The organism is Salinisphaera sp. G21_0 (genome assembly GCF_017744115.1).
Classification (GTDB): domain Bacteria; phylum Pseudomonadota; class Gammaproteobacteria; order Pseudomonadales; family Endozoicomonadaceae; genus Endozoicomonas.
The window spans coordinates 87,172-111,662 of record NZ_JAGHQW010000011.1; the positions used below are offsets into that span (position 1 = coordinate 87,172).

Here is a 24,491-nt window from a genome sequence, read left to right on the forward strand (position 1 = left end):
AGAAGCACTCTTGTTAAGAAAACAGCTGCTCAGGAGTCAGCAGATAACGAGCCATCAGGGCTGATTGGCTCGAGCTGTAATCGTGTGATTATCGGTCTTGGTAAGACCGGGTTGTCCTGTGCCCGTTATCTTTATCGCCAGGGTTTGCCGTTCAAAATTATTGATACCCGGGAAACGCCACCGGGTGAAGCGCAGTGCCGTCAGCTATTTCCTGATGTACCTTTGCATACCGGTGGTTTCAATGAGCAATGGTTAATGACTGCCGATGAGTTGGTGGTTAGTCCGGGTATCGCTCTGTCGGAACCGGCCATTGCCAGGGCGATGGACAATGGCGCTATTGCTATTGGTGATATTGAGCTGTTTTGTCGAGCAGTCAATGCTGACTCGGCTTTCTCAACAAAAAAGAAGCCGCTCGTCGCCATTACCGGCTCCAATGGTAAAAGCACAGTGACCACGCTGGTTGGTGAAATGGTCAGCTATTCAGGGCTTAAGCCCGGCGTAGGGGGTAATATCGGAACTCCAGTACTTGATTTGCTGGATGATGACAGTATTGATGTTTACATTCTGGAGCTTTCCAGTTTCCAGCTGGAAACCACCCATAGTCTCCGTGCAACGGCGGCGACGGTTCTGAACATCAGCCCGGACCATATGGATCGTTACCCGACGCTGATTGAGTACCACCAGGCCAAGCAGCGTATTTACAAAGGGTGCGGAACCGCCGTATTTAACCGGGATGATCCTCTTACTTCCCCATTGCTTCCAGTGACTGCGGGAGCTGTGACCTTTACCAGTGGGTCTCCGGATCTTGGCCAGATGGGGCTTCTTGCTGACGATGACGGCATCTGGCTGAGCAAGGGGCTGGAAAAGCAGATCAATACCCGGCAGATGAAACTCAAAGGCCGTCACAATTATTTGAATGCCCTTGCTGCTTTGGCCCTGGGAGAGGCGATAGGTCTTGATGCCAATGCCATGTTTGAAGCGCTGATGGCCTTTCCCGGGTTGAAGCACCGTTGCCAATGGTTGGGTGAGCAGGGTGGCGTTGCCTGGTTTAACGACTCCAAAGCCACCAATGTCGGAGCCTCCGTTGCGGCCATCGAAGGCTTGGGTGAAGGGCTTGCAGGCAAGATTATTCTGATTGCCGGTGGTGATGGTAAAGGTGCGGATTTCTCTGATTTGCAGCCAGCAGTTGGGCGTTATGTCAGTCATCTGATATTGATTGGACGTGATGGGCCTGCCATTGAGCAGGCCGTGAAGGGAAGTGCAGAGATTCACAAGGCTGCCAGTCTGGATGATGCCGTCAGTCTTGCTGCGGAGTTGGCTGAACCAGGTGATGCGGTGCTGTTGGCACCGGCATGCGCCAGTTTTGATATGTTCAACAGTTTTGAGCATCGGGGTGATCGATTTGCAGAGCTGGTCAATGGTTTGATTTTATGCTGAAACGGGTTCGACACAGCTTTCTCACTGAGAAAGAGTCCATAGAGCAGGATGCAATGTCCACGAATGTTGACATGGTCCTGCTTGGGTCTGTGCTTGCCCTGCTGGCCATTGGCCTGGTGATGGTGGGGTCAGCCTCTATGGATGTTTCCAGTGCCACCTTTGGTGATCCACTGAGAGTTGTCTTTAAGCAGTTGCTGTTTATGGTGGCGGGGCTGTTTGCCATGGGCATTATGATGCTTGTGCCTGTCAGCCGGATTCAGCAGATGAGCTGGGTCGGCTTGCTGGTTGCCTTCTTCCTGCTGGTGTTGGTTCTGATTGTGGGCCGGGAAATTAATGGCAGTGTCCGCTGGATTCCCCTTGGCTTCTTTAACCTGCAAGCCTCAGAGGTCGCCAAGCTGTGTGTGGTGATTTATCTGGCAGGCTACCTGGTGAGACATCTTGATGAAGTGCGTACTCGCTGGAGTGGCTTTATCAAACCCATGCTGGTGCTGTCAGGATTGGCTTTGCTGCTGCTTGCGGAGCCGGATCTTGGTGCGCTGGTGGTGCTGACCGTGGCGGTGATGGGGATGATCTTTATGGCGGGCGCACGTTTCCACCAGTTTCTGGTCATGATTGCCGGCGTGATTATCCTGATTGTCCTGATGATCTGGATGGAGCCTTATCGTATGGCTCGTATCACATCTTACATGGACCCATGGGCCCATGCTTTTGGCAGTGGCTATCAGTTAACCCAGGCTCTGATCGCGTTTGGTCGGGGAGCCTGGCTGGGTGAAGGGCTGGGCAATAGCATCCAGAAGCTGTTTTACCTGCCGGAGGCGCACACGGATTTTGTCTTTGCCGTCCTGGCAGAAGAGTTTGGCCTGATTGGTTCGTTGCTGCTGCTTGGGCTGTTTCTGTTTGTTGCCTGGCGGTCACTGCAGCTAGGCTCAAGAGCGGAAGCCAGGGGAATGTTATTCCATGGCTTTGTCGCTTATGGTATTGCCCTGCTTTTTGCCTGTCAGGCATTGATTAACATTTCTGTGAATACCGGACTGCTGCCCACTAAAGGGCTGGCCTTACCCATGATCAGCTATGGAGGCAGCAGTTTAATTGTCAACTGTCTGGCATTTGGTATTTTGTTACGCATTGATTTTGAACGTCGTCTGACTAAAGCCACAGAGGTTAAGCCGGTTGCGGGGCGCAAGTCTCAAGAGCGAAAGACGAGTGAAGCCGCTGGAGGTAATACAAATGGCTGAGCAGGCAGTTTCTCAAACGCCTCCGGATGCACCCAAAGTAATTATTATGGCAGGGGGTACCGGAGGACATATTTTCCCGGGGCTTGCTACAGCCGGGGAGCTCATTAAGCAGGGGTGCCGGGTGCATTGGCTGGGCACTCCCGGAAGTATGGAAGCTGAGCTTGTGCCCGGGCATGGCATTGATATCAGCTTTATTCCGGTCACCGGCCTGCGGGGAAAAGGGTTGAGTTTTCTGTTGAAAGCCCCCTGGCGTCTGGCTGTTTCGTTATTTAAAGCCGTTCGGGTTCTGAGAGAACACCGACCGGTTTGTGTTGTTGGTATGGGGGGGTATGTCACAGGGCCGGGTGGTGTGGCGGCGCGGTTGTTGGGAATTCCCCTGGTGGTTCATGAGCAAAATGCCGTGGCAGGCCTGACCAATAAACTGCTGGCCAGGATTGCTACCCGGGTGCTTGAAGCGTTTCCGGGAACCTTTGCGGGGCTCTCTTCACGCATTGCCCGGAAAGTCATGCTGACCGGGAATCCGGTGCGTCCGGAGATTGTCGCCGTTCCTTCCCATATACCACGCACTCCCTTAAGGCTGCTGGTAGTGGGGGGAAGCCGCGGAGCCCTGGCAATCAACCAGTTGATTCCCCGGGTTTTACAAAACTGTGGTGCTCAGATTGAAGTCTGGCACCAGACCGGTAAGGGAACCTTTGAGCAGTGCCTTGCAGATTATCAGCAGCTCGGCGTTTCCGGTCGGGTAGAGCCGTTTATTGATGATATGGCTCAGGCTTATGAGTGGGCGGATCTGGTCATCTGCCGCTCCGGCGCATTAACCATCGCAGAACTGGCAGCGGCAGGAAAACCCGGAATTCTGGTACCTTTCCCGTTTGCGGTGGACGATCATCAAACAGTGAATGGGCGTTACCTGGTCGATAGAGGTGCAGCCCTGATGGTTCAGCAAAAAGATTTGGATGTGGACGGTTTGACAAACATGATTTTGAAGCTGGCAGATAATCCTGAACAGCTTGAACGAATGGCCTCATCAGCAAGAACGGCCAGTTTGCCACAGGCAACTGATGTCGTGGTCAGGCTCTGCCTTGAAGCGGCTGGTAAGGAGGTCTCTTATGCCTAATGTAACGAGTCGGATTCCCGTTGTGGCGGTGCCAGAGATGAGGCGTATCCGCAAAATCCATTTTGTCGGTATTGGTGGTTCCGGCATGTGTGGCATTGCCGAGGTCCTGCTGAATCAGGGGTATGAAATCTCTGGCTCGGATATTCGCGCATCATCAGTGACTGAGCGCCTTGAAGGGCTCGGGATTGAGGTGTTTATTGGCCACCGTGCCGAAAATGTGATCAACGCAGATGTTATTGTCACCTCAACCGCGGTTGCCGGAGATAATCCGGAAGTGGTTGAGGGGGAAAGGCGTCGGCTGCCCATTGTTCCCCGGGCTCAGATGCTGGCGGAATTAATGCGTTATCGCCACGGCATTGCGGTGGCGGGTACCCATGGCAAGACCACCACCACCAGTCTGCTGGCTTCGGTCCTCGGGTTCAGTGGCATGGACCCGACTTTTGTGATTGGGGGCAGGCTCAACTCGGCCGGTACCAATGCAAAACTGGGTGGCAGCCGTTACCTGGTGGCCGAGGCGGATGAGTCTGATGCCTCTTTTCTGCATTTGCAGCCGATGGTGTCCATTATCACCAATATTGATGCTGACCATATGTCTACCTACGACGGTGACTTTGGCAAGTTGAAAAAGGCATTTATTGAATTCTTGCACAATCTGCCTTTTTACGGTGTGGCGATTGTCTGTATCGACTGTCCGGTTGTTCGGGAACTGTTGCCGGAAATCAAACGACAGGTGATTACCTATGGTTTCAGTGAAGACGCGGATTTCCGGGCAGTGAATGTTCGTCAGCAGGGCATGAGAACCTCGTTTGACCTTGTTCGTCGCAGTGATGCCGAAGAAGCCCCTGTGACCATTGAACTGGGTATTCCCGGACGCCATAACGTGTTGAATGCTCTGGCCGCGTTTGCCACGGCGGCTGATGAAGGCATTCCGGATCAGGTGATTGCTGAAGGGCTGAGTCGTTTTGATGGTGTTGGTCGACGTTTCCAGGTGCTGGGAGAGTTTACTACCCGGGTTGGCGACGTGATGCTGGTGGATGATTATGGCCACCACCCGACGGAAGTGGATGCGACCATTAAAGCGGTTCGTGATGGCTGGGATGACAAACGGCTGGTGATGATTTACCAGCCTCATCGCTTCTCTCGTACCCGTGATCTGTATGAAGATTTTGTCGATGTGCTGTCCAGGGTTGATGTTCTTCTGTTAATGGAAGTGTACCCTGCCGGAGAAGAACCGATTGCAGGGGCGGACAGTCGCTCACTATGCCGGAGTATTCGCCAGCGTGGACTGGTTGATCCGATATTTATTGCCCGTCCTGAAGAAGTTGAGTCAGTATTGGCGGATGTGCTTCAGGATGGTGACTTGCTGTTGGCTCAGGGAGCCGGGGATATTGGCGCGCTGGCTCTCAGGCTGGCTAGTGCTGAGTTGGCTCTGCCGAAGACAGAACAGTAAAGCTACGAATTGAATAGTAAAGGAAAACAGTGCATGAAGTACGACCGGAGTTGTGATCACTTCGATCCAAAAGCTTTTGGCAAGGTTGCTGTACTTTTCGGTGGAAACTCCGCAGAAAGGGAAGTGAGCCTGACCAGTGGTGAGCGTATTTATGCCGCGTTGCATCGACAGGGTGTGACATGCCAACTGATTGATACCTGTGAGAATGTTGTTGAGCAGCTTCAGCAATATGCGCCTGATTATGCCTTTATTGCCTTGCATGGCGGTGGGGGAGAAGATGGAACGATACAGGGGTTGCTGGAAACCATGGGTATTCCCTATCCCGGCAGTGGTGTCATGGCATCGGCCCTGGCGATGGATAAATACCGCTGCAAGCTGCTCTGGCAATCCATTGGGCTGCCAACACCGGAATTTGCCCTGGTCATGGGAGTTGACAATCTTGGCCATGCCGAGTCGCTGTTGCCCGCCTTTGTCAAACCAAGCATGGAGGGCTCCAGTGTTGGTGTGGCACGGGTTGATCGACGGGAAGACCTTGAGGCTGCCTGCGAGCGCGCAGCGGAGCACAAGGGTGCTGTTCTGGTGGAGTCGTTTATCGATGGGCCTGAGTTCACGGTGGGTATTCTTAATGGTCAGCCACTGCCTGTTATCAGGATTGAGGCAGAGGGTGAGTTTTATGATTACCAGGCCAAGTATCTGTCGGATAATACCCGCTACTCCATTCCCTGTGGCCTGACTTCCATTAAGGAGCAGGAACTGCAGGCGGTTGCCCTGACGGCATTTGAAACCCTTGGGTGTTCAGGCTGGGGGCGTGTTGACTTTATGCAGGATCAGCAGGGTCGATTCTGGTTGCTTGAGGTCAATACTATTCCGGGGATGACAGATCATAGTCTGCTACCTATGGCTGCAGCGGATGCCGGGTTATCTTTCGATGAACTGGTGATTGAAATATTGAAAACAGCGGATGTCTGATCGAGCAGGTTTGTCTGTTTCAGCCGGTTGGTCCGGGGAAGTACGGGGTGCATCCCGAAGGGACAGTCAACAGGGTGGTGGCAGAGGGAAAAAAACACTGCCGTGGAAAAGAGTGCTTCAGGTTCTGGTGTCTCTTGTTCTGTTGGCAGGTTTGCTGGGCTCAATGCCATGGTTGGTGAATTGGTTGAATCAGCCGATAGCACGGGTGGAAGTTCATGCAGGCTTTGAGTATTTATCCAGGGAGCAGGTAGAGGGTGTTTTGCAGCCTCATTTACAGGACCGTTTTTTTGCCCTGGATTTGCGGGAGATGCAGCAGGTTCTGATGGCAATGCCCTGGGTTAAGACTGCCTCGGTTCGACGACAGTGGCCTGACAGTGTCCAGGTGAGCCTGACCGAACAGCAGCCCGTGGCGAGATGGGGCAGCAGCGCCCTGATCAGCAATGAAGGTGAGGTGTTTGCACCAGAGGATATTGCCGGTTTTTCCGCCATGCCGGTTCTGGGTGGCCCGGAAGAGATGGCGGTTGAGGTGATGCAGCAATATCTGGCCATCAGCCAGTTGCTCAGGCCTATGGGGCTCAGGCTGACCATGCTGAAGCGTAGCAATAGTGGATCATGGCGATTTACCATAGGACATGTTGAGGTCAATATTGGTCGTGACCGAAGGATGGAAAGACTGCAGCGTTTTGTCCGGCTTTATCATGCCAGGCTGGAGCCTCGCTGGGATCAGGTAAAGCGGGTAGATTTGCGATATTTGAACGGTGCTTCGGTTGCCTGGAGTGAGACGCTGGTGAAAACGGGGTCAAAATAAGTCAGCCAGGCTCAGATTTATGATCGTTAGAGAAGTTTGGGAAGATTGATGCCATGACAGCGGCAGATAATGGAAGATTGATCGTTGGGTTGGATATAGGCACCTCGAAAGTCGTGGCTATTGTCGGAGAGCTCAACGCTGAGGGTGACATTGAAGTCATCGGCATCGGCTCGCATATTTCCCGCGGGCTTAAGCGTGGCGTTGTGGTTAATATTGACTCTACGGTCCATGCCATTAAGAGAGCCGTTGAAGAAGCTGAGCTAATGGCCGGATGTCAGATACACTCGGTCTATGCCGGTATTGCCGGCAATCACATCAAGAGTCTTAACTCCCACGGTATCGTTGCGATACGTGAGCGTGAAGTGAATGGTGCCGATATTGACCGGGTGATTGATGCCGCCCAGGCGGTGGCAATTCCGGCGGATCAGCGGATTCTGCATATTCTTCCACAGGAGTATGCCATTGATAACCAGGAGGGGATCAAGGAGCCTCATGGGATGTCCGGTGTCCGGCTGGAAGCCAAGGTTCATCTGGTGACCTGCGCTGTTAATGCGGCCCAGAATATTGAGAACTGCATTCGTCGCTGTGGTCTGGAAGTGGACGATATTATTCTTGAGCAGCTGGCTTCAAGTTATTCGGTGCTTTCAGAAGATGAGAAAGAGCTGGGCGTCTGTATGGTGGATATCGGCGGTGGCACGACAGATATCGCCATCTTTACTGACGGTGCCATTCGGCATACGGCAGTGATTCCCATTGCCGGTGATCAGGTGACCAATGACATTGCCATGGCCTTGCGAACGCCTACGCAAAATGCCGAAGACATAAAGATTAAATATGCCTGTGCCCTGGCCCAGCTGGCCGGAGCCGATGAAACCATTAAAGTTCCCAGTGTCGGTGAGCGACCCTCCAGGGAACTTTCACGGCAGGCACTGGCAGAGGTGGTAGAACCTCGTTATGACGAGCTGTTTACGTTAATTAATGCAGAGATCAGGCGCAGTGGTTTCGAAGACCTGATCCCCGCAGGCATCGTTCTGACCGGTGGTACTTCCAAGATTGAAGGAGCTATTGAGCTGGCAGAAGAGATTTTCCACATGCCGGTCAGGCTGGGTGTACCGCAGTTAGTGAAAGGGCTGAGTGACGTGGTCAGTAATCCCATTTATTCAACGGGTGTCGGGCTGTTGCACTATGGCCAGAAAATGCAGAAAGACGGTTTGAAAAAGTCGATCGCCAGCAAACCTCAGGATGCTGGGCTGATGGACAAGATGAAGCGCTGGTTTCAGAACTTTTAAGTGTGTGGCCGCGCAGATTTTCAGTAACGGTATTGGTAAGTATTTGTTAGATTAAGGGTGATAAAAAGGAGATGACCATGTTTGAATTGGTGGATAACGTACCGCAGGAAGCGGTCATAAAAGTTATCGGTGTCGGTGGTGGTGGTGGTAATGCAGTCTGCCACATGCTGAAGAGTCAGCTCGAAGGTGTTGAGTTTGTCTGTGCAAACACCGACGCCCAGGCGCTGAAAAAGCAGCATTTGCAGGCCCATACTCACCTGCAGCTGGGTGCCTCGATCACGCGAGGGCTTGGTGCAGGCGCGAACCCGAATGTTGGTCGCGAGGCGGCGATGGAAGACAGGGAGCGTATCGCCGAGCTCCTCAAAGGTGCGGATATGGTCTTTATTGCCGCTGGTATGGGCGGTGGTACAGGGACCGGCGCAGCTCCGGTGGTTGCCGAGATAGCCCGGGAGCTTGGCGCACTGACCGTCGCCGTGGTCACGAAGCCATTCGGTTTTGAAGGCAAGCGCAGAATGGCGGTTGCCGAAGAAGGTCTTAAAGAGCTTCAGGAGCATGTGGACTCGCTGATTACCATTCCCAATGAAAAGTTATTACCAGTGCTTGGCAGTGATGTCAGTCTGCTCAATGCCTTTGGTGCTGCCAATGATGTTCTGCTGGGTGCGGTGCAGGGTATTTCTGAACTGATTACCCGTGATGGTCTCATCAACGTTGACTTTGCCGATGTTCGCACAGTGATGTCAGAAATGGGTATGGCGATGATGGGTACCGGAGTTGCCACGGGTAGCGGCCGTGCAGCAGAAGCCGCCGAGAAAGCCATCCGCAGTCCGCTGCTGGAAGATGTGGATCTGCAGGGAGCCAAAGGTGTTCTGGTTAACATCACTGCCGGCCTTGATTTTACCGTTGGTGAGTACAACCAGGTAGGCGATGTTGTAAGTCAGTTTGCGTCTAACGATGCAACCGTCGTTATCGGTACTGTTATTGACTCGGAGTTGGCGGACGAGCTGCGGGTGACTGTTGTGGCAACCGGTATTGGTGCTGGCGGCGTTGCCAGGGAACAGTTGAAGGTGGTTGAAAAAGCACCGCCAAAAAACAAAGACGGCACACCTGACTATGGCAGGCTGGACATTTCTCCTCTGTTGCGTGACAAAAAGAAGGAGGAAGAGGAAGTGGGTCCGCGGGAAGAAGGTAAACGGGCAGCGGTGGCTACCGGAGATAGTGTCGATTACCTCGATATACCGGCATTTCTAAGGCGTCAGGCGGATTAATCAGGGCGTATAAATGCGAACTTGTCTCAATTGTTACTTTTGTTACAATGTGACGTTGCATCCAAATAACAGGGACCTTACAGGTCGCGGAACAGCGTTATCATGATCAGACAGCGTACACTGAAAAATATTATTCGTGCTACGGGCGTGGGCCTTCACTCCGGTGAAAAGGTTTACCTTACTCTTAAGCCTGCTCCCGTAGATACCGGCATCATTTTCTGTCGTACAGACCTTGACCCGGTCGTTGAAATTCCGGCACATGCCCTGAATGTCGGGCAGACGACACTGTGCACGTCTTTGCATAAAGACGGCACCCGAATTGACACTGTTGAACACCTTCTCTCCGCTCTGGCCGGGCTGGGTATTGATAACGCCTACGTTGAGGTCAGTGCCCACGAAGTTCCCATTATGGACGGCAGCGCTGGTCCATTCGTTTTCCTGCTCCAGTCCGCAGGTATCCAGGAGCAGAATGCGCCCAAGAAGTTCATTCGCATCAAAGAAGATGTGATGGTGACGGATGGGGATAAAACGGCAACGTTCAAACCATACGACGGTTTCAAAGTAAGTTTCACCATTGACTTTGATCATCCTGTTTTCAAAAGCCGCTCTCAGACAGCGTCGATTGACTTCTCCAGTACCTCTTTTGTGAAGGAAGTCAGCAGGGCCCGTACTTTCGGTTTTATGCGTGATGTCGAGTACCTGCGTTCCCAGAATCTGGCCCTTGGCGGCAGCGTGGATAATGTGGTTGTTGTCGATGAGTACCGAATTCTCAATGAAGATGGCCTCCGTTATCACGATGAGTTTGTCAAACATAAGATGCTGGACGCGATCGGCGACCTTTATTTGCTGGGGCATAGTTTGATCGGTCAGTTTATTGGTTATAAATCTGGCCATGAACTTAACAATAAACTGGTTAGAACGTTGCTTGCCAATGAGAAATTATGGGAGATAGTGACTTTTGAAGAGGCTGAGGTTTCTCCGATCTCCTATCAGAAGCCCGTCGCTGTAACGGCTTGATGAGTGCTTCTTGAGTTAATGCTGATCTGTTACGTGTTTTTTTGCGAGGCTGGAAAATTTTAGTCTTGAATCAGGCCACAATGATAGTGGCCTTTTTTTTAGGAGGCTGTCAGTAAAAAGTCTTTATCCCAAACTGGTTTCTGATAAGTGCATGTTATTCAATAGTACTGTTTTTTTGATCTTGAACTGTCGTTGATCGCATTAAAAAATACCGTTTTACAACGATAACATCAGTATCAGGTGGCTCTTTAAGGCAGGGTGGGATGTAGACGAGCGTAACTGTAGAAGTGAGGAAATCCGTCCTCTGGTTCTGTATTTTGCATGCTCCTGAAATACAATAGTGGAGATATGCTGCGGGTTTGGCATTAAGGGCTGCTGATGAAAATTATTGTTGTTAACCAGGATCATTCTCGAACCCGAACTTATTCCGGAAGTGGAAAACGGGTAGGGGTTCTGTTTTGCTGTGCTTTTTTGCTCTCCATGGCCGTTGGTGGTGGCGCAATGTATGCCTGGTTGACTAATAACCAGGAGCACATGTTAACCAGTGAAGGCGTAAAAAACTGGAAACAGGTTCTGGATACACAGCAACAGGATCTTGGTCTGGTTCGTCAGCAGGCACAAAACCAGCTGGATGCCCTGATGCTCAGGCTGTCTGAACTTCAAGGGCGTATGACCCGACTTGATGCCCTTGGCGAACGCCTTACCAGCAAGGCAAAGCTGGATGATGGTGAGTTTGACTTCGGTGAAGCGCCTGCACTGGGTGGCCCTCAGGAGTTTGCTGAAGCGGAAGCAGCCTACAGCAAGGTGAGTCTGATTGAGGCTATTGATCAATTGGCGGATCAGATCGATAACCGTGAAGAACAGCTGGACCTTCTGGATAACCTTATTTCCAACAGAACCCTTCACGACGATGCATTTCTGGCGGGTTTGCCCGTCAGAAAAGGCTGGCTCTCTTCCCGTTATGGTCGCCGTACAGACCCGTTTACTGGTAAGGGTGCCTGGCATAAGGGGGTGGATTTTGCCGGTAAGCGCGGCTCAGATATTATTTCAGTGGCGGCAGGTGTTGTTGTCTGGTCAGGCAACCGCTCAGGCTTTGGGCTTCTGGTGGAGGTCAATCATGGCAATGGTTATCTGACACGTTATGCCCACAATGAAGAAAATCTGGTCAAGGTCGGTGATATTGTCACCAGAGGGCAGGCCATTGCCAAAATGGGCAGTTCCGGGCGGTCAACCGGACCACATGTTCACTTTGAGGTTTTGAAAAATGGTAAGCCTCAGGACCCTTCGAGATATATCTACAGAGCAAGTAAGTAGGATTTAAGGCTGATTTTTTCTTCCTCAGGGCGGGTTTTTTCAGTCGAGAAATACTCGTAGGTAGTGATCGAAGGCTTCGGTTTCTACCAGGAAGGCATCATGGCCATATTGGGAGGGGTGGTTGATATAGTAACAGTCCACCCGTCCCTTCAGCAGACCCTGGTACAGCTCTTGCTGTTGTTGCGGAGTGAACAGAATATCACTCTCTACCGAAATCACTGTGGTTTTAGCGGTAATTCTGCCGAAAGTGGCTGCGAGCGATTCGTATGGCTGCGTCACATCATATCGGTCCATTGCGGCGGTTAGCACCAAATAGCAATTGGCATCAAAGCTGCGGCAAAACAGATCGGCGTTATAGTCCATATAACTGTTGATTTCTTCATCACGCATACCGATGTTGTTGAAACTATTGAAGCGTCGGTTCCATTCGGCGGCGTTACGATAAGTATAAAGCCCAAGCTTTCGTGCCAATCGAAATCCGTTCAGCAGGGCATCCGGTTCATAATTACCATCTTTAAAAGCAGGATCCAGCCGAATCGATTCCTGCTGGATACGACGGTTAGCAATATTGGCCGGATATGCCTTATAGGACGAACTGGTCAACAGCACCCTTTGCACTGAATCGGGATAAGCAATTGCCCAAGTCAGTGAAACCATAGCGCCCATTGAGTTACCGATCATGGCATACAGACTCTCAATGCCGAGGTGGTCAAGCAATAACTTCTGACTGTGCACCATGTCTTCTATCACCACCTCCGGAAATTCCCCTGCCCAGGGCTTACCGGTCACCTTGTTAATGGTCACCGGACTGGTTGAACCAAAACAACTGCCCAAATTGTTGATGCAAATAACATGATACCTGTCGGTATCAACCGCTTTGCCCGGTCCCACCATTGCCTGCCACCAACCCTTTTTCGGATTGGCTTCAGTGGCAGCTACATGGGGTCCGACACTCAAGGCATGATGAATCAGAACAACATTATCCCTTTGCTTATTCAAATGGCCGAAAGTTTCGTAACACAACTGCCAGTGTTCCAATACCCGGCCATTGGCAAGGGTGAACGGCTTCGTACTTGTAAACAGTCTGGAGCCGTCTTCGAGGAGCTGTATCGAATAACTCAAGACAGTATTACTTTAAGGTTTCCAGTACTTCGTCGTCTGAGCCTTCGGCTATATCATCAAACAGGAAAGTAGACATGTAACGTTCGCCGGTATCCGGCAACATGGCCAGAATGGTAGAGCCTTCAGGAGCAGTTTCAGCCACTTCAAGTGCAGTCGCAACCGTTGCACCGGCAGAGATGCCACAGAAGATGCCTTCTTTGCGGGCCAGTTCAAGCGCGGTATCACGGGCAACCACATCATCAACCGGCAATACTTCATCAATGACTTCACGGTTAAGGACCGAGGCGATAAAATCCGGCGTCCAACCCTGAATCTTGTGCGGTGCCCATTCTTTGCCACTGAGCAATGCCGCACCGGCAGGTTCGGTGCAGATGATTTTGATGTTTGGACGGGCAGCCTTAAGTACTTCACCGACACCGGTGATGGTACCGCCAGTGCCGTAACCACTGACAAAATAATCCAGCCGCTTGCCGGCAAAATCCTGCAAAATCTCAGGGGCGGTAGTGTTCCGGTGATATTCAGGATTGGCTTCGTTTTCAAACTGTCGAGCCAGGAACCAGCCGTTTTTCTCGGACAACTCTTTGGCAACCCGCACCATGCCGGTACCACGCTCGGCAGCAGGCGTCAGTACAACTTTGGCACCCAGGGCACGCATGATTTTGCGTCGCTCAACAGAGAATGTTTCGGTCATAACCGCCACAAAAGGATGGTTCAATGCCGCACACACCATGGCCATGGCGATACCTGTATTACCGGAGGTCGCTTCAACGACGGTTTGACCTTCTTCAAGTTCACCTTTTTGCCGGGCGTCGTTGATGATGGCAAATGCCAATCGGTCTTTGACGGAAGCCATAGGGTTAAAGTACTCGGCCTTCACGTAGAAGTTGACGTGTGCCGGTGCCAGGCGATTGATTTTAACGATGGGAGTCTGGCCGATTGTTTCTAAAATTGAATTGTAAATCATAAGGGTATGTCTCTTGCTGTCTTTCGCCACCCTGATTGATATTTTTCTGAACTCTGTTGCCAAAGGGTTGGTCAGATTTTCAGGCACACCAGTATGCCGTCAGTTCAATACCAGTGCAAAAATCTAAACCAGCCTGAAAGCATTGAATATTTTTTACCGACTCAGCTTAATTGACAGCACAGAAATACAGCTAATATAGGTGAGACTTTGCCGTGATTGTCATAGAATGTTGGACTATTGTGCGCTTGTCTGCTCCGGCCCGGATTTGTTGGTAGGAGGACAGCTCCGGAAACAGAGTGTGAGACTGTTAACAACTTATGTTTGCTTCGTTAATTAAGAAAGTTATTGGTAGCCGGAATGACCGCCAGCTGAAACGGATGGGCAAGATTGTCAAATCAATCAATGCCCTGGAAGAAAGCCTGGCGGCTTTGAGCGACGATGAGCTGAAGGCTAAAACCGGAGAGTTTCGCGAGCGCTTCAACAAAGGCGAAACCCTTGACGACCTTTTGCCTGAGGCGTTTGCGGTGGTTCGTGAGTCGGGCAAGCGGGTGATGGGCATGCGTCATTTTGATGTCCAGCTTATTGGTGGCATGACCCTCCATGAAGGGCGCATTGCCGAGATGCGCACCGGTGAAGGTAAGACACTGGTGGCCACCCTGCCTGCTTATTTGAATGCGATTCCCGGTCAGGGCGTTCATGTGGTTACCGTAAATGATTACCTGGCCCGTCGTGATGCGAACTGGATGCGCCCGCTCTATGAGTTTCTGGGGATGAGCGTGGGCATTGTTGTTCCGCAGCAGGATCCGGAAGAGAAGCGTCAGGCGTACCAGGCGGATATCACTTACGGAACCAACAACGAGTTTGGTTTTGACTACCTTCGTGACAACATGGCCTTCCGGAAGGAAGATCGCTTCCAGCGTGATCTCTTCTTTTCTATTGTCGATGAGGTTGACTCGATTCTGATTGATGAGGCCAGAACACCGCTGATCATTTCCGGTCCGGCTGAAGACTCCTCTGAACTTTATAAAAAGATGAATCAGCTGGTTCCCAGGCTGCAAAGACAGGAGCCCATTCCTGAAGATCAGGATCCCAATACCGTTGAACTTACCGGTCATTACTCAGTAGATGAGAAGACCCGCCAGGTTGAGTTGAATGAACTGGGCCATCAGTTTATTGAAGAGTTGTTGCAACAGGAAGGTTTGTTGCCGGAAGGGGAAAGCCTTTACGCCTCCAACAACCTGAACCTGCTGCACCATGCGAACTCAGCCCTGAAGGCTCATGTGCTGTTTAACCGCAATGTGGAATATATTGTTCAGAATAATGAAGTTCTGCTGGTGGATGAGCATACCGGTCGTACCATGCCGGGCCGTCGTCTCTCGGAAGGTCTCCATCAGGCGATTGAAGCGAAAGAGGGGCTGCGTATTCAGGCGGAGAGCCAGACTCTGGCTTCCACAACGTTCCAGAATTATTTCCGGAATTATGACAAGCTGTCCGGCATGACCGGTACTGCCGATACCGAAGCGTTCGAGTTCCGTCAGATTTATGGCCTGGACGTCATTGTTATTCCTACCCACAAGGAGATGGTTCGTCAGGATGGCAATGATCTCGTCTATCTGACGATCGCGGAAAAATACGACGCCATTATTGAAGATATCAAGGAAACGGTGAAAGCCGAGCGTCCGGTTCTGGTGGGTACGGCGTCTATCGACTCTTCTGAACATCTGTCCAAAGCCCTTGATAAAGCCGGTATTGCTCACCAGGTACTGAATGCCAAATTCCATGAGAAAGAGGCGGATATCATTGCCCAGGCTGGTCGACCCGGTGCGGTCACCATTGCCACCAATATGGCGGGTCGTGGTACCGATATCATGCTGGGCGGTAACTGGAAGTCAGAAGTTGCCGAGCTGGATAACCCGGCCCAGGAGCAAATTGATCAGATTAAAGCGGATTGGCAGAAACGCCACATGGCGGTGCTTGAAGCCGGTGGTCTGCATATTATCGGTACCGAGCGTCACGAGTCACGACGTATTGATAACCAGTTAAGAGGTCGTTCCGGTCGTCAGGGCGACCCGGGTTCCTCCCGTTTTTATCTGTCTCTGGAAGACAGCCTGATGCGGATTTTCGCTTCTGAGCGGGTCAAGAACTTTATGAAAGCCCTGGGCATGGAAAAAGGTGAAGCCATTGAACACCGCATGGTGACCAATGCCATCGAAAAAGCCCAGCGTAAAGTGGAAGGTCGCAACTTTGATATTCGTAAGCAGCTGCTGGAATATGATGATGTTGCCAATGACCAGCGTAAGGTCATTTATCATCAACGGGATGAACTGCTCAGTGCAGAGGATGTTTCTTCCAGTATTGAAGCACTCCGTGAAGACGTGGTCAGTGGCCTGATCAGTCAGCACATTCCACCCCAGAGCCTGGAAGAGCAGTGGGATGTGAAAGGACTGGAAGAAAAGCTGGCCAGCGAGCTCAATGAGCGTATGCCGGTTCAGCAGTGGCTGGATGAAGATGATCGTCTGGATGAAGAGGCGCTTCGCGAGCGTATTCTCCAGGGGGTAATCGATTCCTACCGCAAGAAGGAAGAATTGGCCGGTGCTGAAGTTCTGCGCAACTTTGAAAAGCATATTCTGCTGCGGATTCTGGATGACAAGTGGAAAGAGCATCTGGCCACCATGGACCACCTGAGACAGGGTATTCATCTCCGTGGTTATGCCCAGAAGAACCCCAAGCAGGAATACAAGCGTGAGGCGTTTGAGTTATTCCAGCAGATGCTTGAGGATATCAAGTACGACACAATTCGTATTATCTCCCATGTGCAGGTGCAGGAAGATGATCGAACCGCTGAGATGGAACGTCAGCGTCGTGAGGAAATGGCCCGGAGAATGCAGTTTGAGCATGCCAGGGCCCAGGGTGTAGAAGCAGAAGCAACCGAAGCACCCGAAGAGGAAGCGCACCAGCCATTTGTCCGGGAAGGGCGTAAAGTGGGGCGGAACGATCCGTGTCCATGTGGTTCCGGTAAGAAGTTCAAACAGTGCCACGGTAAAATTGCCTGATCAGGGCAGGTAACTTAAACTGCGGGTCAGCCTTAACAGGCTGACCCGTTTTTGTTTGTGCATCAGCATCTGCTCAAGGCGTAACAACAAAATCAGTCAAGAATAAGCAACGATATCACCAATGGAGTCAATCATGGCAACGGGTTCTGGGGAATGGGCAGCAGTGAAACCGGTCAGGGGCTTTCGCCTGGGAACGGCTATGGCGGGTATCAGAAAACCCGGCCGCCGGGATCTTGTGGTTATGAACTGGGATAAGGGCAGCTCAGTGGCCGGGGTTTTTACCCTTAACCGCTTCTGTGCGGCCCCGGTTCATTTAAGCCGGGAGCGCTTAACCGATGATCCCCGTTACTTTCTGATTAACACCGGCAATGCCAATGCAGGCACCGGTGAGCAGGGAATGGCAGCAGCCAGGCAGACGTCATCCGAGCTGGCGACGTTGTCCGGCGTTAATGAGTGTCAGGTCCTGCCGTTTTCAACCGGCGTGATTGGTGAGCAGCTTCCGGTCAATACGCTCTGTGCAGCGCTACCAGCGGCGCTGTCTGATTTGCAAGAAGATAACTGGTTGCATGCAGCGGAAGGCATCATGACCACCGATACGCGACCTAAAGGCAGCAGCCGTCAATTTCAGCATGAGGGAACCACCTATACGGTCTCCGGAATCAGTAAGGGTGCCGGAATGATCAAGCCCAATATGGGCACCATGCTGGCTTATATCGCAACGGATGCGGCGGTTGAACAAACGTTTCTGCAAAACCTGCTGCTGGACATTACCAACCAATCCTTTAACCGGATCACCATTGATGGTGATACATCGACCAATGACAGCTTTATGGTGGTTGCCACAGGGGCGGCTGGTAATGATGCAATCACTTCCCGGGATTCCGGGTTGGCCGAAAAGTTAGCGGCGAGCCTTCGAGAGGTGGCTGTTGAGCTTGCCCAGGCGATTGTCAGGGATGGCGAGGGAGCCACCAAATTTGTCACCGTAAAAGTGGCAGAGGCGGCCTCCCATCAGGACGCCCTGGAAGTGGCTTATACCGTCGCCCATTCACCACTGGTTAAAACGGCCCTGTTTGCCAGTGACCCAAACTGGGGGCGAATTCTGGCAGCGGTTGGCCGGGCCGATATTCCGAAGCTTGAGATTGATCGTGTATCCATCTGGCTGGGGGATACTGCCATTGTTGACTGTGGCCAGCCCGCAGAGGGTTATACCGAAGAAGCCGGCCAGAAAGTGATGGATCAGGAGGACATCCTGATCAGGATTTCCCTGGGCGCAGGCCATTGCACCGAAGAGATCTGGACGAGCGATTTATCCCATGAGTATGTAAAGATCAACGCCGAGTATCGCACCTGAACCCATTGCCTCAATAATTATTGACAAGCTGGTAACGAAAAAGCGACTAACGAAAAAGCTATGGTCGAAAAAAGCAAGGTTGACAATAGAAACGTGCTTCATGTGGCAGTTGCTGTGATTCTTGGGGACGATGGCCGGGTTTTGCTGGCCAAACGTCCTGAAGATAAACACATGGGCGGTTTATGGGAGTTTCCCGGCGGTAAAGTGGAGCCCGGGGAAGATATCAGGGTCGCCCTGAGCCGCGAACTTCGTGAAGAGCTGGATATTGGCGTTGCCACTTTTTCACCATTAATCAAAATTCGCCATGACTACCCTGATAAGTCCGTATTGCTGGATACCTGGGTGGTCAGTGGTATTCAGGGTGAGCCGAAAGGCAATGAGGGTCAGTTGATTCAGTGGGTTGAGAAGGATTGTCTTAATGACTATGAGTTTCCTGAAGCCAATAAGGTGATTCTCCGGGCGCTGCAACTCCCCGACCTTTATATGATTACCGGGCATTTTGCGGAAAAAGAAGCGCTCTTCAACAGCGTTTTGGCAGCGCTGGATAACGGTATTCAACTGATTCAATTTCGGGCTAATTGGCTTGAGGGGGGTGACTATCTGCGGCTGGCACGGGAACTGTCGAGTTTCGTTCAGGCCGCTGGTGGGACGCTGATCATCAAAGGGGATTTCTCCCTTTTGTCAGAGTCATGGTGCCATGGGCTGCATTTGACCTCCCGTCAGCTGGGTTTGCCGTTTAAACCTGAAAAGCGCCATAGCGGCCAGCTTTTGGCCGCCTCATGTCACGATAAGGCGCAGATCAAAGCGGCCGAGGCAATGGCGGTGGACTTTATTACCCTGTCACCGGTCAAGGCAACCACTTCCCATCCTGAGGCCAGCCCTCTGGGGTTGGAGCGGGCTAAGATGCTGACTGGCATGGCAAAAGTACCTGTGTTCTGGCTTGGGGGGATGAATCCAGAAGATACGGAGCTTGCCCGGCAGCTGGGTGCCAGGGGAATTGCTGCCATTCAGGCTTTCCGGGACTGATTTTCTCTGGCTTCGGAACGCCTGCTCAGAGCTATAGGGTCTATCAATTATTGGCCAGTTTCGCTTTAATTATTATTTTTAAATAAATAGAAGTTATTTAATTCCTAAAAAGTATAATTGACTATTGAACCAACTCATAATTTTCCTCTCTAAAACACCAGTATCACTTAAAAAATCACAAACAACCAATAGAGGAAGTTATTATGCCTAGTTCAATCGGTGCACCTGCACCTCAAGTAATCGTTGTGGAACCCCACAAAAGAGATTGGACCATTGTGAGATGGTGCCACAAAGTTGCCGATAGTGTTTCCAGAAAATTTGACGAAGGAAGCACATTCGGTAAATGGCTTGGACGTGCAGTTGCAGCAGTCTTTGTGCCTTTTGGAATCTTGCCTTCCCTGGTTGGTGATGCCATCCACGGTATTAGAGGTAAAGACCTTTCTGACAGGCGTGTTGAAACCACACAGGCAGTTGAAAAGAAAATTCCGACCATGGAGGAATTTGCAGCCCTGAAAGCGGAAAAAGAAGCCCTGAAAGCGGAAAAAGAAGCCCTGAAAACGGATAAAGAAGCACTGCTTAAGAGAGTTTCTGCTGCAGAAGCGGATGCCAAGCAAGCAAAGCTTGAAAATGAGGACCTTAATATTCGTGCTGAAAGTCAAGCTGATGCTCTGCTTCGTAATGCTGAAGAAGAAAAGAAAAAGCTCTTGGAGAACGCACAGAATAAATTCCTTACAGAGCGCAAATCCAAAGTTCGTTGTATCCGCAAGCAGCATGAGGAACTTGAGGAACTTAAAGCCAAGGGCATGGAATTAAAACGGCAGGCAGATAAATTGGACGCTCAGGAAAAGAGACTTGCAGCACTGAATGTGGATGTGGAAAACTTCAAGGCTGTTGCTATTCATCATAAGAATAAAGCTGAAACTTTCAAGAAAATCGCAGTTGATAATTTTACAGCAGCTTTCACCGCATCAACAAACTCTTTTAATGTGAAAGAAGAGTTGAAAAAGGAACAGGAAGCAACCCTTTCTTTGACAGAAGAGTTGAAAAAGGCACAGGAAGCAAACGATTCTTTGACAGAAGAGTTGAAAAAGGAAGATGAAGCAACCCGTTTTATGGCAGAAAGGATGTTAAAGGAACAGGAAAAAACCTGGCAAGAGAAATTTCTGAATAAGCTTTTTGAAGGTTTCAGTGTTAAGATAGACTTGGAAGATTTGGAGCCTAATGAAAATTTGGTACGTAGAGAAGATTTGAATTATATAAATAAAACTGTAAAGCTTGAAAAGAACGAGGATGGTAAGGAACCAATCTTTAAGCTTTCAGTTCAAGTGCCAGGGGCTGTTAAGAGAGTTGTTAGTCTCAATTTAAGTCAGTTGAACATTTTGTTGGAACGCCTTGAACAATTTGATGCTGAAAGGAAGGATTTAGGAATAGGTCTTAGAAGGGTCTTTGAAGATCTGAAGTCTGAAGAATTTAACAGCTTTTTTGATGATAATGATGGGGAATTGTTGTTTGATTGTTTCGTGCCGCCGTCTTATCATCCAGGACAATCTCCTGAGAGTTTCTTTTCTTCGGTGGATTACAATGGCCCTGTAAAACAAACTGAAGCAGAGGTTTCAGATGATAAGCAAGGTTCGGAATCTGTGAAGACTAATACTAATGGTGAAGAAGTGGAATAAATCTTCGGGACTCACCTGATCTCAAGCCATCGTTTGCCCGTGGCAGCAAGGCTTGAAAAGTAGTGCCATAAACCGGGGGTATCCCCGGTTTTTTTTGATTGGCTTTCATGTCGTCTTGAGCGTCAACAGCCCCTGAACATAGTTGCTTAATGTCGGGTGGGTATGTCATCAAGCTCTTGGGACATAAGGTCATCAAAGGCCGGATCACCCGGAATGGTATGTTCTTCTTTTGCCCAGGCACCAAAGTCAATCAGCTTACAGCGTTCTGAGCAAAAGGGACGGAACTTGCTATCGGGAACCCACTTCACGGCTTTTCCGCACTGTGGGCATTTAACGGTTTTGGTCATGATGCTAGCCAGATAGACTTGGAAAAGGTATAAGTAGCCAGAAATATTCGATTCCATATGGCCAGCTACTTATCACCTCAATTCACCACAGGTGGCTGTGGTGGAGGTGCGTCCTGAATTTTGGGTTTGGAGCTGCCAATCAAGCCGAAGGTCAGCGTGCTCCAGATGGATGGATCCACATCTTCAAACACCTTGTAACCTACAAAATTGCCATTCTTGTCCAGTGCCGGGTGGTTCGGGTAGTTCAACCTCAACACCTCCAGGGCCTCACCGGCGGGTTCTGGCAGTTCCAGATGTTGATAGCCTTCGACCATAATGGCCAGGGCTTCGGGAACGGCGGGTGTCTGTTGCATATTTTCAACAACATAGCGCCCACGGTTGACCGCAGCGACATAGGCCTTACGTTTCAGATAATAGTTAGCGGCATGAATTTCATACTCGGCCAGCCGGTTACGGAGGGCAACCATGCGCTGGCGGGCATCCGGCACGTATTTACTCTCGGGGTAACGGCTCAGCAATTCAGAAAACTCGTTAAAAGATACCCGGGCCTGGCCAGGGTCGCGGCGAGTCAGATCCATTGGCAGGTATCGCTCCAGCAGGCCCATGGATGCAGTGTTAGACGCCAGCCCTTTGATGTAATAGGCATAGTCTGCATCCGGGTGTTGCGGGTGCAGGCGGATAAAGCGGTCAGCGGCAGCCCTGGAGGCTTCCGGCTCGGCATTTTTGAAATAGGCGTAAATGATATCCAGTTGTGCCTGTTCGGCAAATGCACCAAAAGGATAGCGGGACTCCAGGGTTCTCAGAGATTTAATGGCTTCGGAATAGCGACCATCCTCAAGCGCCTTGCTGGACAGTTGGTAAAGCTCGGGCTCAGACAGGGCTTCCGGAAGTTGCTCTTTATTTTCGGTGGATGCACAGCCCGCCAGAAGGATAGCGGCAAACACCATCAAAATGGATCTGGTGACAAACGGGGGCAGTACCCGGGGAAATTTTGCAGTCAAGATGGTCATGGTGTTGATTGGTTTCCGTACTTATCCCGTGCTCTTTACACATCATTTTCTGTTGCTTTCGACAACCACTCAGGCTTCAGAGTCTTCTTGTGATAAACTCTTCACACCGATAAATAGACTTACTAAACCTGCATTTAAACATAGTCTGCCGGAAAACGAAAAGACAAGATTTTACGGCGTTCCAGTTATAGCCATGTGCGGTTTGAGTTGTCGGTACTGAAAGTAGATTTATGAACTGAGTGTTGCTGAATGGGCGAAGTTATTAAACATCTTATCAAAGAGAGCATCAAAGAGAGTGTCACGGTGCCTGATGATCAGGGTGGTCGTCGATTTGATCAGATAGCGGCGGCCTGTTTTCCGGAGTTTTCCAGGGCCCGGCTTCAGGAGTGGATTCGTGAGGGCTTTCTGATGGTGGATGGCGATGCCCGAAAACCAAAAGAGAAGCTCTATGGCGGGGAACAGTTATCTCTGTCCGTTGAGGTTCAGCCTGAAGGGCAATGGGCGGCGGAAAATATCCCGTTGGACGTTGTTTATCAGGATAACCATATCATTGTGATCAATAAGCCAGCAGGTCTGGTGGTGCATCCCGCTGCGGGAAACTATACCGGGACGTTGCTCAATGCCCTGTTGTATCACTATCCGGATAATGCAGCGTTGCCCCGGGCTGGCATTGTGCACCGGCTGGATAAGGACACCACCGGCCTGATGGTGGTTGCCCGTTCCCTGGCAGCGCACACCGACCTTGTTGCGCAGCTGCAGGATCGTACGGTTCATCGTGAATATGAGGCGGTTGTGCGCGGGGTAATGACGGGAGGGGGTGTGGTTGATGCGCCGATCGGCCGACACCCGAAAAACCGCTTGAAGATGGCCGTTGTGCGGGGTGGCAAACCGTCTGTTACCCATTACCGGGTAGTGAAACGTTATAAAGCGCACACCCATATCCGACTTAACCTGCAAACGGGCAGAACTCATCAGATCCGTGTGCATATGAGTCACCAGCACTTCCCCCTGGTGGGTGATGACCTTTACGGTGGGGGGCTTAAGTTGCCCAGGTCATGTCCGGCTGCGTTGGAAGCCGTTCTGAGAGCATTCAGGCGACAGGCCCTTCATGCCCGTCAGCTTGGCCTGATACATCCGGCCACCGGAGAGTATATGGAATGGGAGGTGCCGCTGACCGCTGATTTCCAGATGTTATTGGACAGCCTGGCTGCCAGTGAGCCGCTCTCAGATTGATACAGAGGAGAATGTGAGTGAGCAGTGAGCGTTTCCTGTGGGCCGACTGGCCTGCTCCGGAGGGTGTTAAAGCGTTAGTGACTACCCGAAAGGGTGGGCTGAGTGACGCTGGTTTTTCCAGCTTCAACCTCGGGCTCTACTCCGGTGATGACCAGGACACGGTTCGGGCAAACCGGCAGCTACTTGAGCGGGATCTTGGTCTGACAACAGCCCCGCTGTGGTTAACACAGGTACATGGTGTTGCAGTTGCCGATGCCAATGCTGATCAACAGGAAACGGAAGCAGACGCTTCGGTTTCCCGCCAGCCGGGAGCAGTCTGTGCTGTGTTAACGGCAGACTGTTTACCGGTTCTGTTCTGTAACCTGGAAGGAACGGTGGTCGCGGCAGCTCATGCTGGCTGGAAAGGGTTAGTGGCCGGGGTTCTTGAAGCGACGGTTCATTCCATGGGAGTGGCTCCGGAAACCGTTATGGCCTGGCTGGGACCTGCCATCGGTCAGCATAATTTTGAGGTTGGGCCGGAAGTCAGAGAGCAGTTCCTGGCGGAAGATGCTGGCTGCTCTGAAGCCTTTATTCCCGGCCGTGGTGATCGCTGGTTTGCCGATCTTTATTTGCTGGCGCGCAGGCGGCTGAACAGGCTCGGCATTAACCGGGTGTACGGTGGTGAGTTCTGTAGTTATGACCAGTCTGATCTTTTCTATTCTTACCGTCGCGATGGAAAAGGGTCGGGAAGGATGGCCTCCCTGATCTGGAGAGTGCCATCTCTAGCCTGATACAGACCTCCCCGGAGCTTTGGGCCTTCCCGCCTGAATGC

Annotated in this window: 20 protein-coding genes; 16 read left to right on the forward strand and 4 right to left on the reverse strand. The window is 51.2% G+C overall.

The window, feature by feature from the left end; all coding sequences use genetic code 11:
* The first annotated feature begins 60 nt into the window (after nt 1–60).
* The 10 genes from murD (at nt 61) to J7439_RS07440 (ending at nt 11,898) form a co-directional block, all read left to right on the forward strand.
* A complete protein-coding gene (murD, locus tag J7439_RS07395) occupies nt 61–1,437 on the forward strand; it encodes a UDP-N-acetylmuramoyl-L-alanine--D-glutamate ligase (protein WP_353623018.1) in 1,377 nt (458 codons plus the stop codon).
* Nucleotides 1,438–1,490: 53 nt separating this feature from the next.
* Nucleotides 1,491–2,672, forward strand: a complete 1,182-nt coding sequence (gene ftsW, locus J7439_RS07400; RefSeq protein ID WP_209276775.1) for a putative lipid II flippase FtsW — start codon at nt 1,491–1,493, stop codon at nt 2,670–2,672.
* Nucleotides 2,665–3,786, forward strand: a complete 1,122-nt coding sequence (gene murG, locus J7439_RS07405) for an undecaprenyldiphospho-muramoylpentapeptide beta-N-acetylglucosaminyltransferase (protein ID WP_209201191.1) — start codon at nt 2,665–2,667, stop codon at nt 3,784–3,786. Before ftsW ends, murG begins: the two co-directional genes overlap by 8 nt.
* A complete protein-coding gene (gene murC / locus J7439_RS07410; RefSeq protein ID WP_286198247.1) occupies nt 3,779–5,236 on the forward strand; it encodes a UDP-N-acetylmuramate--L-alanine ligase in 1,458 nt (485 codons plus the stop codon). The genes murG and murC overlap by 8 nt, the downstream gene beginning before the upstream one ends.
* 33 nt (nt 5,237–5,269) lie before the next feature.
* Nucleotides 5,270–6,205: a D-alanine--D-alanine ligase gene (locus J7439_RS07415; protein WP_209201192.1), complete on the forward strand. Its 936-nt coding sequence runs from the start codon at nt 5,270–5,272 to the stop codon at nt 6,203–6,205.
* Entirely contained in the window at nt 6,198–7,013 is an 816-nt protein-coding gene (locus J7439_RS07420; RefSeq protein ID WP_209201193.1) for a cell division protein FtsQ/DivIB, read from the forward strand. The genes J7439_RS07415 and J7439_RS07420 overlap by 8 nt, the downstream gene beginning before the upstream one ends.
* Nucleotides 7,014–7,066: 53 nt before the next feature.
* Nucleotides 7,067–8,302, forward strand: coding sequence for a cell division protein FtsA (ftsA, locus tag J7439_RS07425; protein WP_101746660.1), 1,236 nt, complete (start codon nt 7,067–7,069; stop codon nt 8,300–8,302).
* 77 nt (nt 8,303–8,379) lie between these two features.
* The gene (ftsZ, locus tag J7439_RS07430) at nt 8,380–9,567 is read left to right on the forward strand and encodes a cell division protein FtsZ (protein ID WP_209201194.1); all 1,188 of its coding nucleotides are present in this window, start codon (nt 8,380–8,382) and stop codon (nt 9,565–9,567) included.
* 102 nt (nt 9,568–9,669) lie between these two features.
* Entirely contained in the window at nt 9,670–10,584 is a 915-nt protein-coding gene (lpxC, locus tag J7439_RS07435; protein WP_209201195.1) for a UDP-3-O-acyl-N-acetylglucosamine deacetylase, read from the forward strand.
* A 378-nt stretch (nt 10,585–10,962) separates the two neighbouring features.
* Nucleotides 10,963–11,898 carry a M23 family metallopeptidase gene (locus J7439_RS07440; RefSeq protein ID WP_209201196.1) on the forward strand — a complete coding sequence of 312 codons (936 nt, stop codon included), beginning with the start codon at nt 10,963–10,965 and terminating at the stop codon, nt 11,896–11,898.
* A gap of 39 nt (nt 11,899–11,937) precedes the next feature.
* On the opposite strand, the gene metX is transcribed toward J7439_RS07440, so the two are convergent.
* Together metX and cysK are read right to left on the reverse strand one after the other, a co-directional pair.
* Nucleotides 11,938–13,020: a homoserine O-acetyltransferase MetX gene (gene metX, locus J7439_RS07445; RefSeq protein WP_209201197.1), complete on the reverse strand. Its 1,083-nt coding sequence runs from the start codon at nt 13,018–13,020 to the stop codon at nt 11,938–11,940.
* A gap of 7 nt (nt 13,021–13,027) precedes the next feature.
* A complete protein-coding gene (gene cysK / locus J7439_RS07450) occupies nt 13,028–13,984 on the reverse strand; it encodes a cysteine synthase A (RefSeq protein ID WP_209201212.1) in 957 nt (318 codons plus the stop codon).
* Between the two features lie 317 nt (nt 13,985–14,301).
* On the opposite strand from cysK, the gene secA reads away from it, so the two are divergent.
* The 4 genes from secA (at nt 14,302) to J7439_RS07470 (ending at nt 21,090) form a co-directional block, all read left to right on the forward strand.
* Complete coding sequence (secA, locus tag J7439_RS07455; RefSeq protein ID WP_209201198.1) at nt 14,302–17,037, forward strand: preprotein translocase subunit SecA; 2,736 nt, start codon at nt 14,302–14,304, stop codon at nt 17,035–17,037.
* A 133-nt stretch (nt 17,038–17,170) separates the two neighbouring features.
* On the forward strand, nt 17,171–18,388 hold the full coding sequence (argJ, locus tag J7439_RS07460; RefSeq protein ID WP_209201199.1) for a bifunctional glutamate N-acetyltransferase/amino-acid acetyltransferase ArgJ: 1,218 nt from the start codon (nt 17,171–17,173) through the stop codon (nt 18,386–18,388).
* Nucleotides 18,389–18,448: 60 nt separating this feature from the next.
* On the forward strand, nt 18,449–19,414 hold the full coding sequence (locus tag J7439_RS07465; RefSeq protein ID WP_209201200.1) for a Nudix family hydrolase: 966 nt from the start codon (nt 18,449–18,451) through the stop codon (nt 19,412–19,414).
* Between the two features lie 203 nt (nt 19,415–19,617).
* Complete coding sequence (locus J7439_RS07470) at nt 19,618–21,090, forward strand: hypothetical protein (RefSeq protein WP_209201201.1); 1,473 nt, start codon at nt 19,618–19,620, stop codon at nt 21,088–21,090.
* 146 nt (nt 21,091–21,236) lie between these two features.
* Here J7439_RS07470 and yacG read toward each other — a convergent pair whose 3' ends face one another.
* Both yacG and J7439_RS07480 read right to left on the reverse strand, forming a co-directional pair.
* Nucleotides 21,237–21,437 carry a DNA gyrase inhibitor YacG gene (gene yacG, locus J7439_RS07475; protein ID WP_209201202.1) on the reverse strand — a complete coding sequence of 67 codons (201 nt, stop codon included), beginning with the start codon at nt 21,435–21,437 and terminating at the stop codon, nt 21,237–21,239.
* 77 nt (nt 21,438–21,514) lie between these two features.
* On the reverse strand, nt 21,515–22,384 hold the full coding sequence (locus J7439_RS07480; RefSeq protein WP_209276773.1) for an outer membrane protein assembly factor BamD: 870 nt from the start codon (nt 22,382–22,384) through the stop codon (nt 21,515–21,517).
* 336 nt (nt 22,385–22,720) lie between these two features.
* On the opposite strand from J7439_RS07480, the gene rluD reads away from it, so the two are divergent.
* Nucleotides 22,721–23,680 (forward strand): 23S rRNA pseudouridine(1911/1915/1917) synthase RluD, encoded by a 960-nt coding sequence (rluD, locus tag J7439_RS07485; RefSeq protein ID WP_209201213.1) that lies wholly within the window; start codon nt 22,721–22,723, stop codon nt 23,678–23,680.
* A 17-nt stretch (nt 23,681–23,697) separates the two neighbouring features.
* Nucleotides 23,698–24,450, forward strand: a complete 753-nt coding sequence (gene pgeF / locus J7439_RS07490; protein ID WP_353623015.1) for a peptidoglycan editing factor PgeF — start codon at nt 23,698–23,700, stop codon at nt 24,448–24,450.
* Nucleotides 24,451–24,491 lie beyond the last annotated feature (41 nt).

Bases quoted from the DNA above. Each gene is read 5' to 3' on its own strand.
- ftsW (WP_209276775.1), top strand. From the start codon at position 1,491: ATGTCCACGAATGTTGACATGGTCCTGCTTGGGTCTGTGCTTGCCCTG.
- murG (WP_209201191.1), top strand. From the start codon at position 2,665: ATGGCTGAGCAGGCAGTTTCTCAAACGCCTCCGGATGCACCCAAAGTA.
- murC (WP_286198247.1), top strand. From the start codon at position 3,779: ATGCCTAATGTAACGAGTCGGATTCCCGTTGTGGCGGTGCCAGAGATG.
- J7439_RS07415 (WP_209201192.1), top strand. From the start codon at position 5,270: ATGAAGTACGACCGGAGTTGTGATCACTTCGATCCAAAAGCTTTTGGC.
- J7439_RS07420 (WP_209201193.1), top strand. From the start codon at position 6,198: ATGTCTGATCGAGCAGGTTTGTCTGTTTCAGCCGGTTGGTCCGGGGAA.
- ftsA (WP_101746660.1), top strand. From the start codon at position 7,067: ATGACAGCGGCAGATAATGGAAGATTGATCGTTGGGTTGGATATAGGC.
- ftsZ (WP_209201194.1), top strand. From the start codon at position 8,380: ATGTTTGAATTGGTGGATAACGTACCGCAGGAAGCGGTCATAAAAGTT.
- lpxC (WP_209201195.1), top strand. From the start codon at position 9,670: ATGATCAGACAGCGTACACTGAAAAATATTATTCGTGCTACGGGCGTG.
- J7439_RS07440 (WP_209201196.1), top strand. From the start codon at position 10,963: ATGAAAATTATTGTTGTTAACCAGGATCATTCTCGAACCCGAACTTAT.
- cysK (WP_209201212.1), bottom strand. From the start codon at position 13,984: ATGATTTACAATTCAATTTTAGAAACAATCGGCCAGACTCCCATCGTT.
- secA (WP_209201198.1), top strand. From the start codon at position 14,302: ATGTTTGCTTCGTTAATTAAGAAAGTTATTGGTAGCCGGAATGACCGC.
- argJ (WP_209201199.1), top strand. From the start codon at position 17,171: ATGGCAACGGGTTCTGGGGAATGGGCAGCAGTGAAACCGGTCAGGGGC.
- J7439_RS07465 (WP_209201200.1), top strand. From the start codon at position 18,449: ATGGTCGAAAAAAGCAAGGTTGACAATAGAAACGTGCTTCATGTGGCA.
- J7439_RS07470 (WP_209201201.1), top strand. From the start codon at position 19,618: ATGCCTAGTTCAATCGGTGCACCTGCACCTCAAGTAATCGTTGTGGAA.
- yacG (WP_209201202.1), bottom strand. From the start codon at position 21,437: ATGACCAAAACCGTTAAATGCCCACAGTGCGGAAAAGCCGTGAAGTGG.
- J7439_RS07480 (WP_209276773.1), bottom strand. From the start codon at position 22,384: ATGGTGTTTGCCGCTATCCTTCTGGCGGGCTGTGCATCCACCGAAAAT.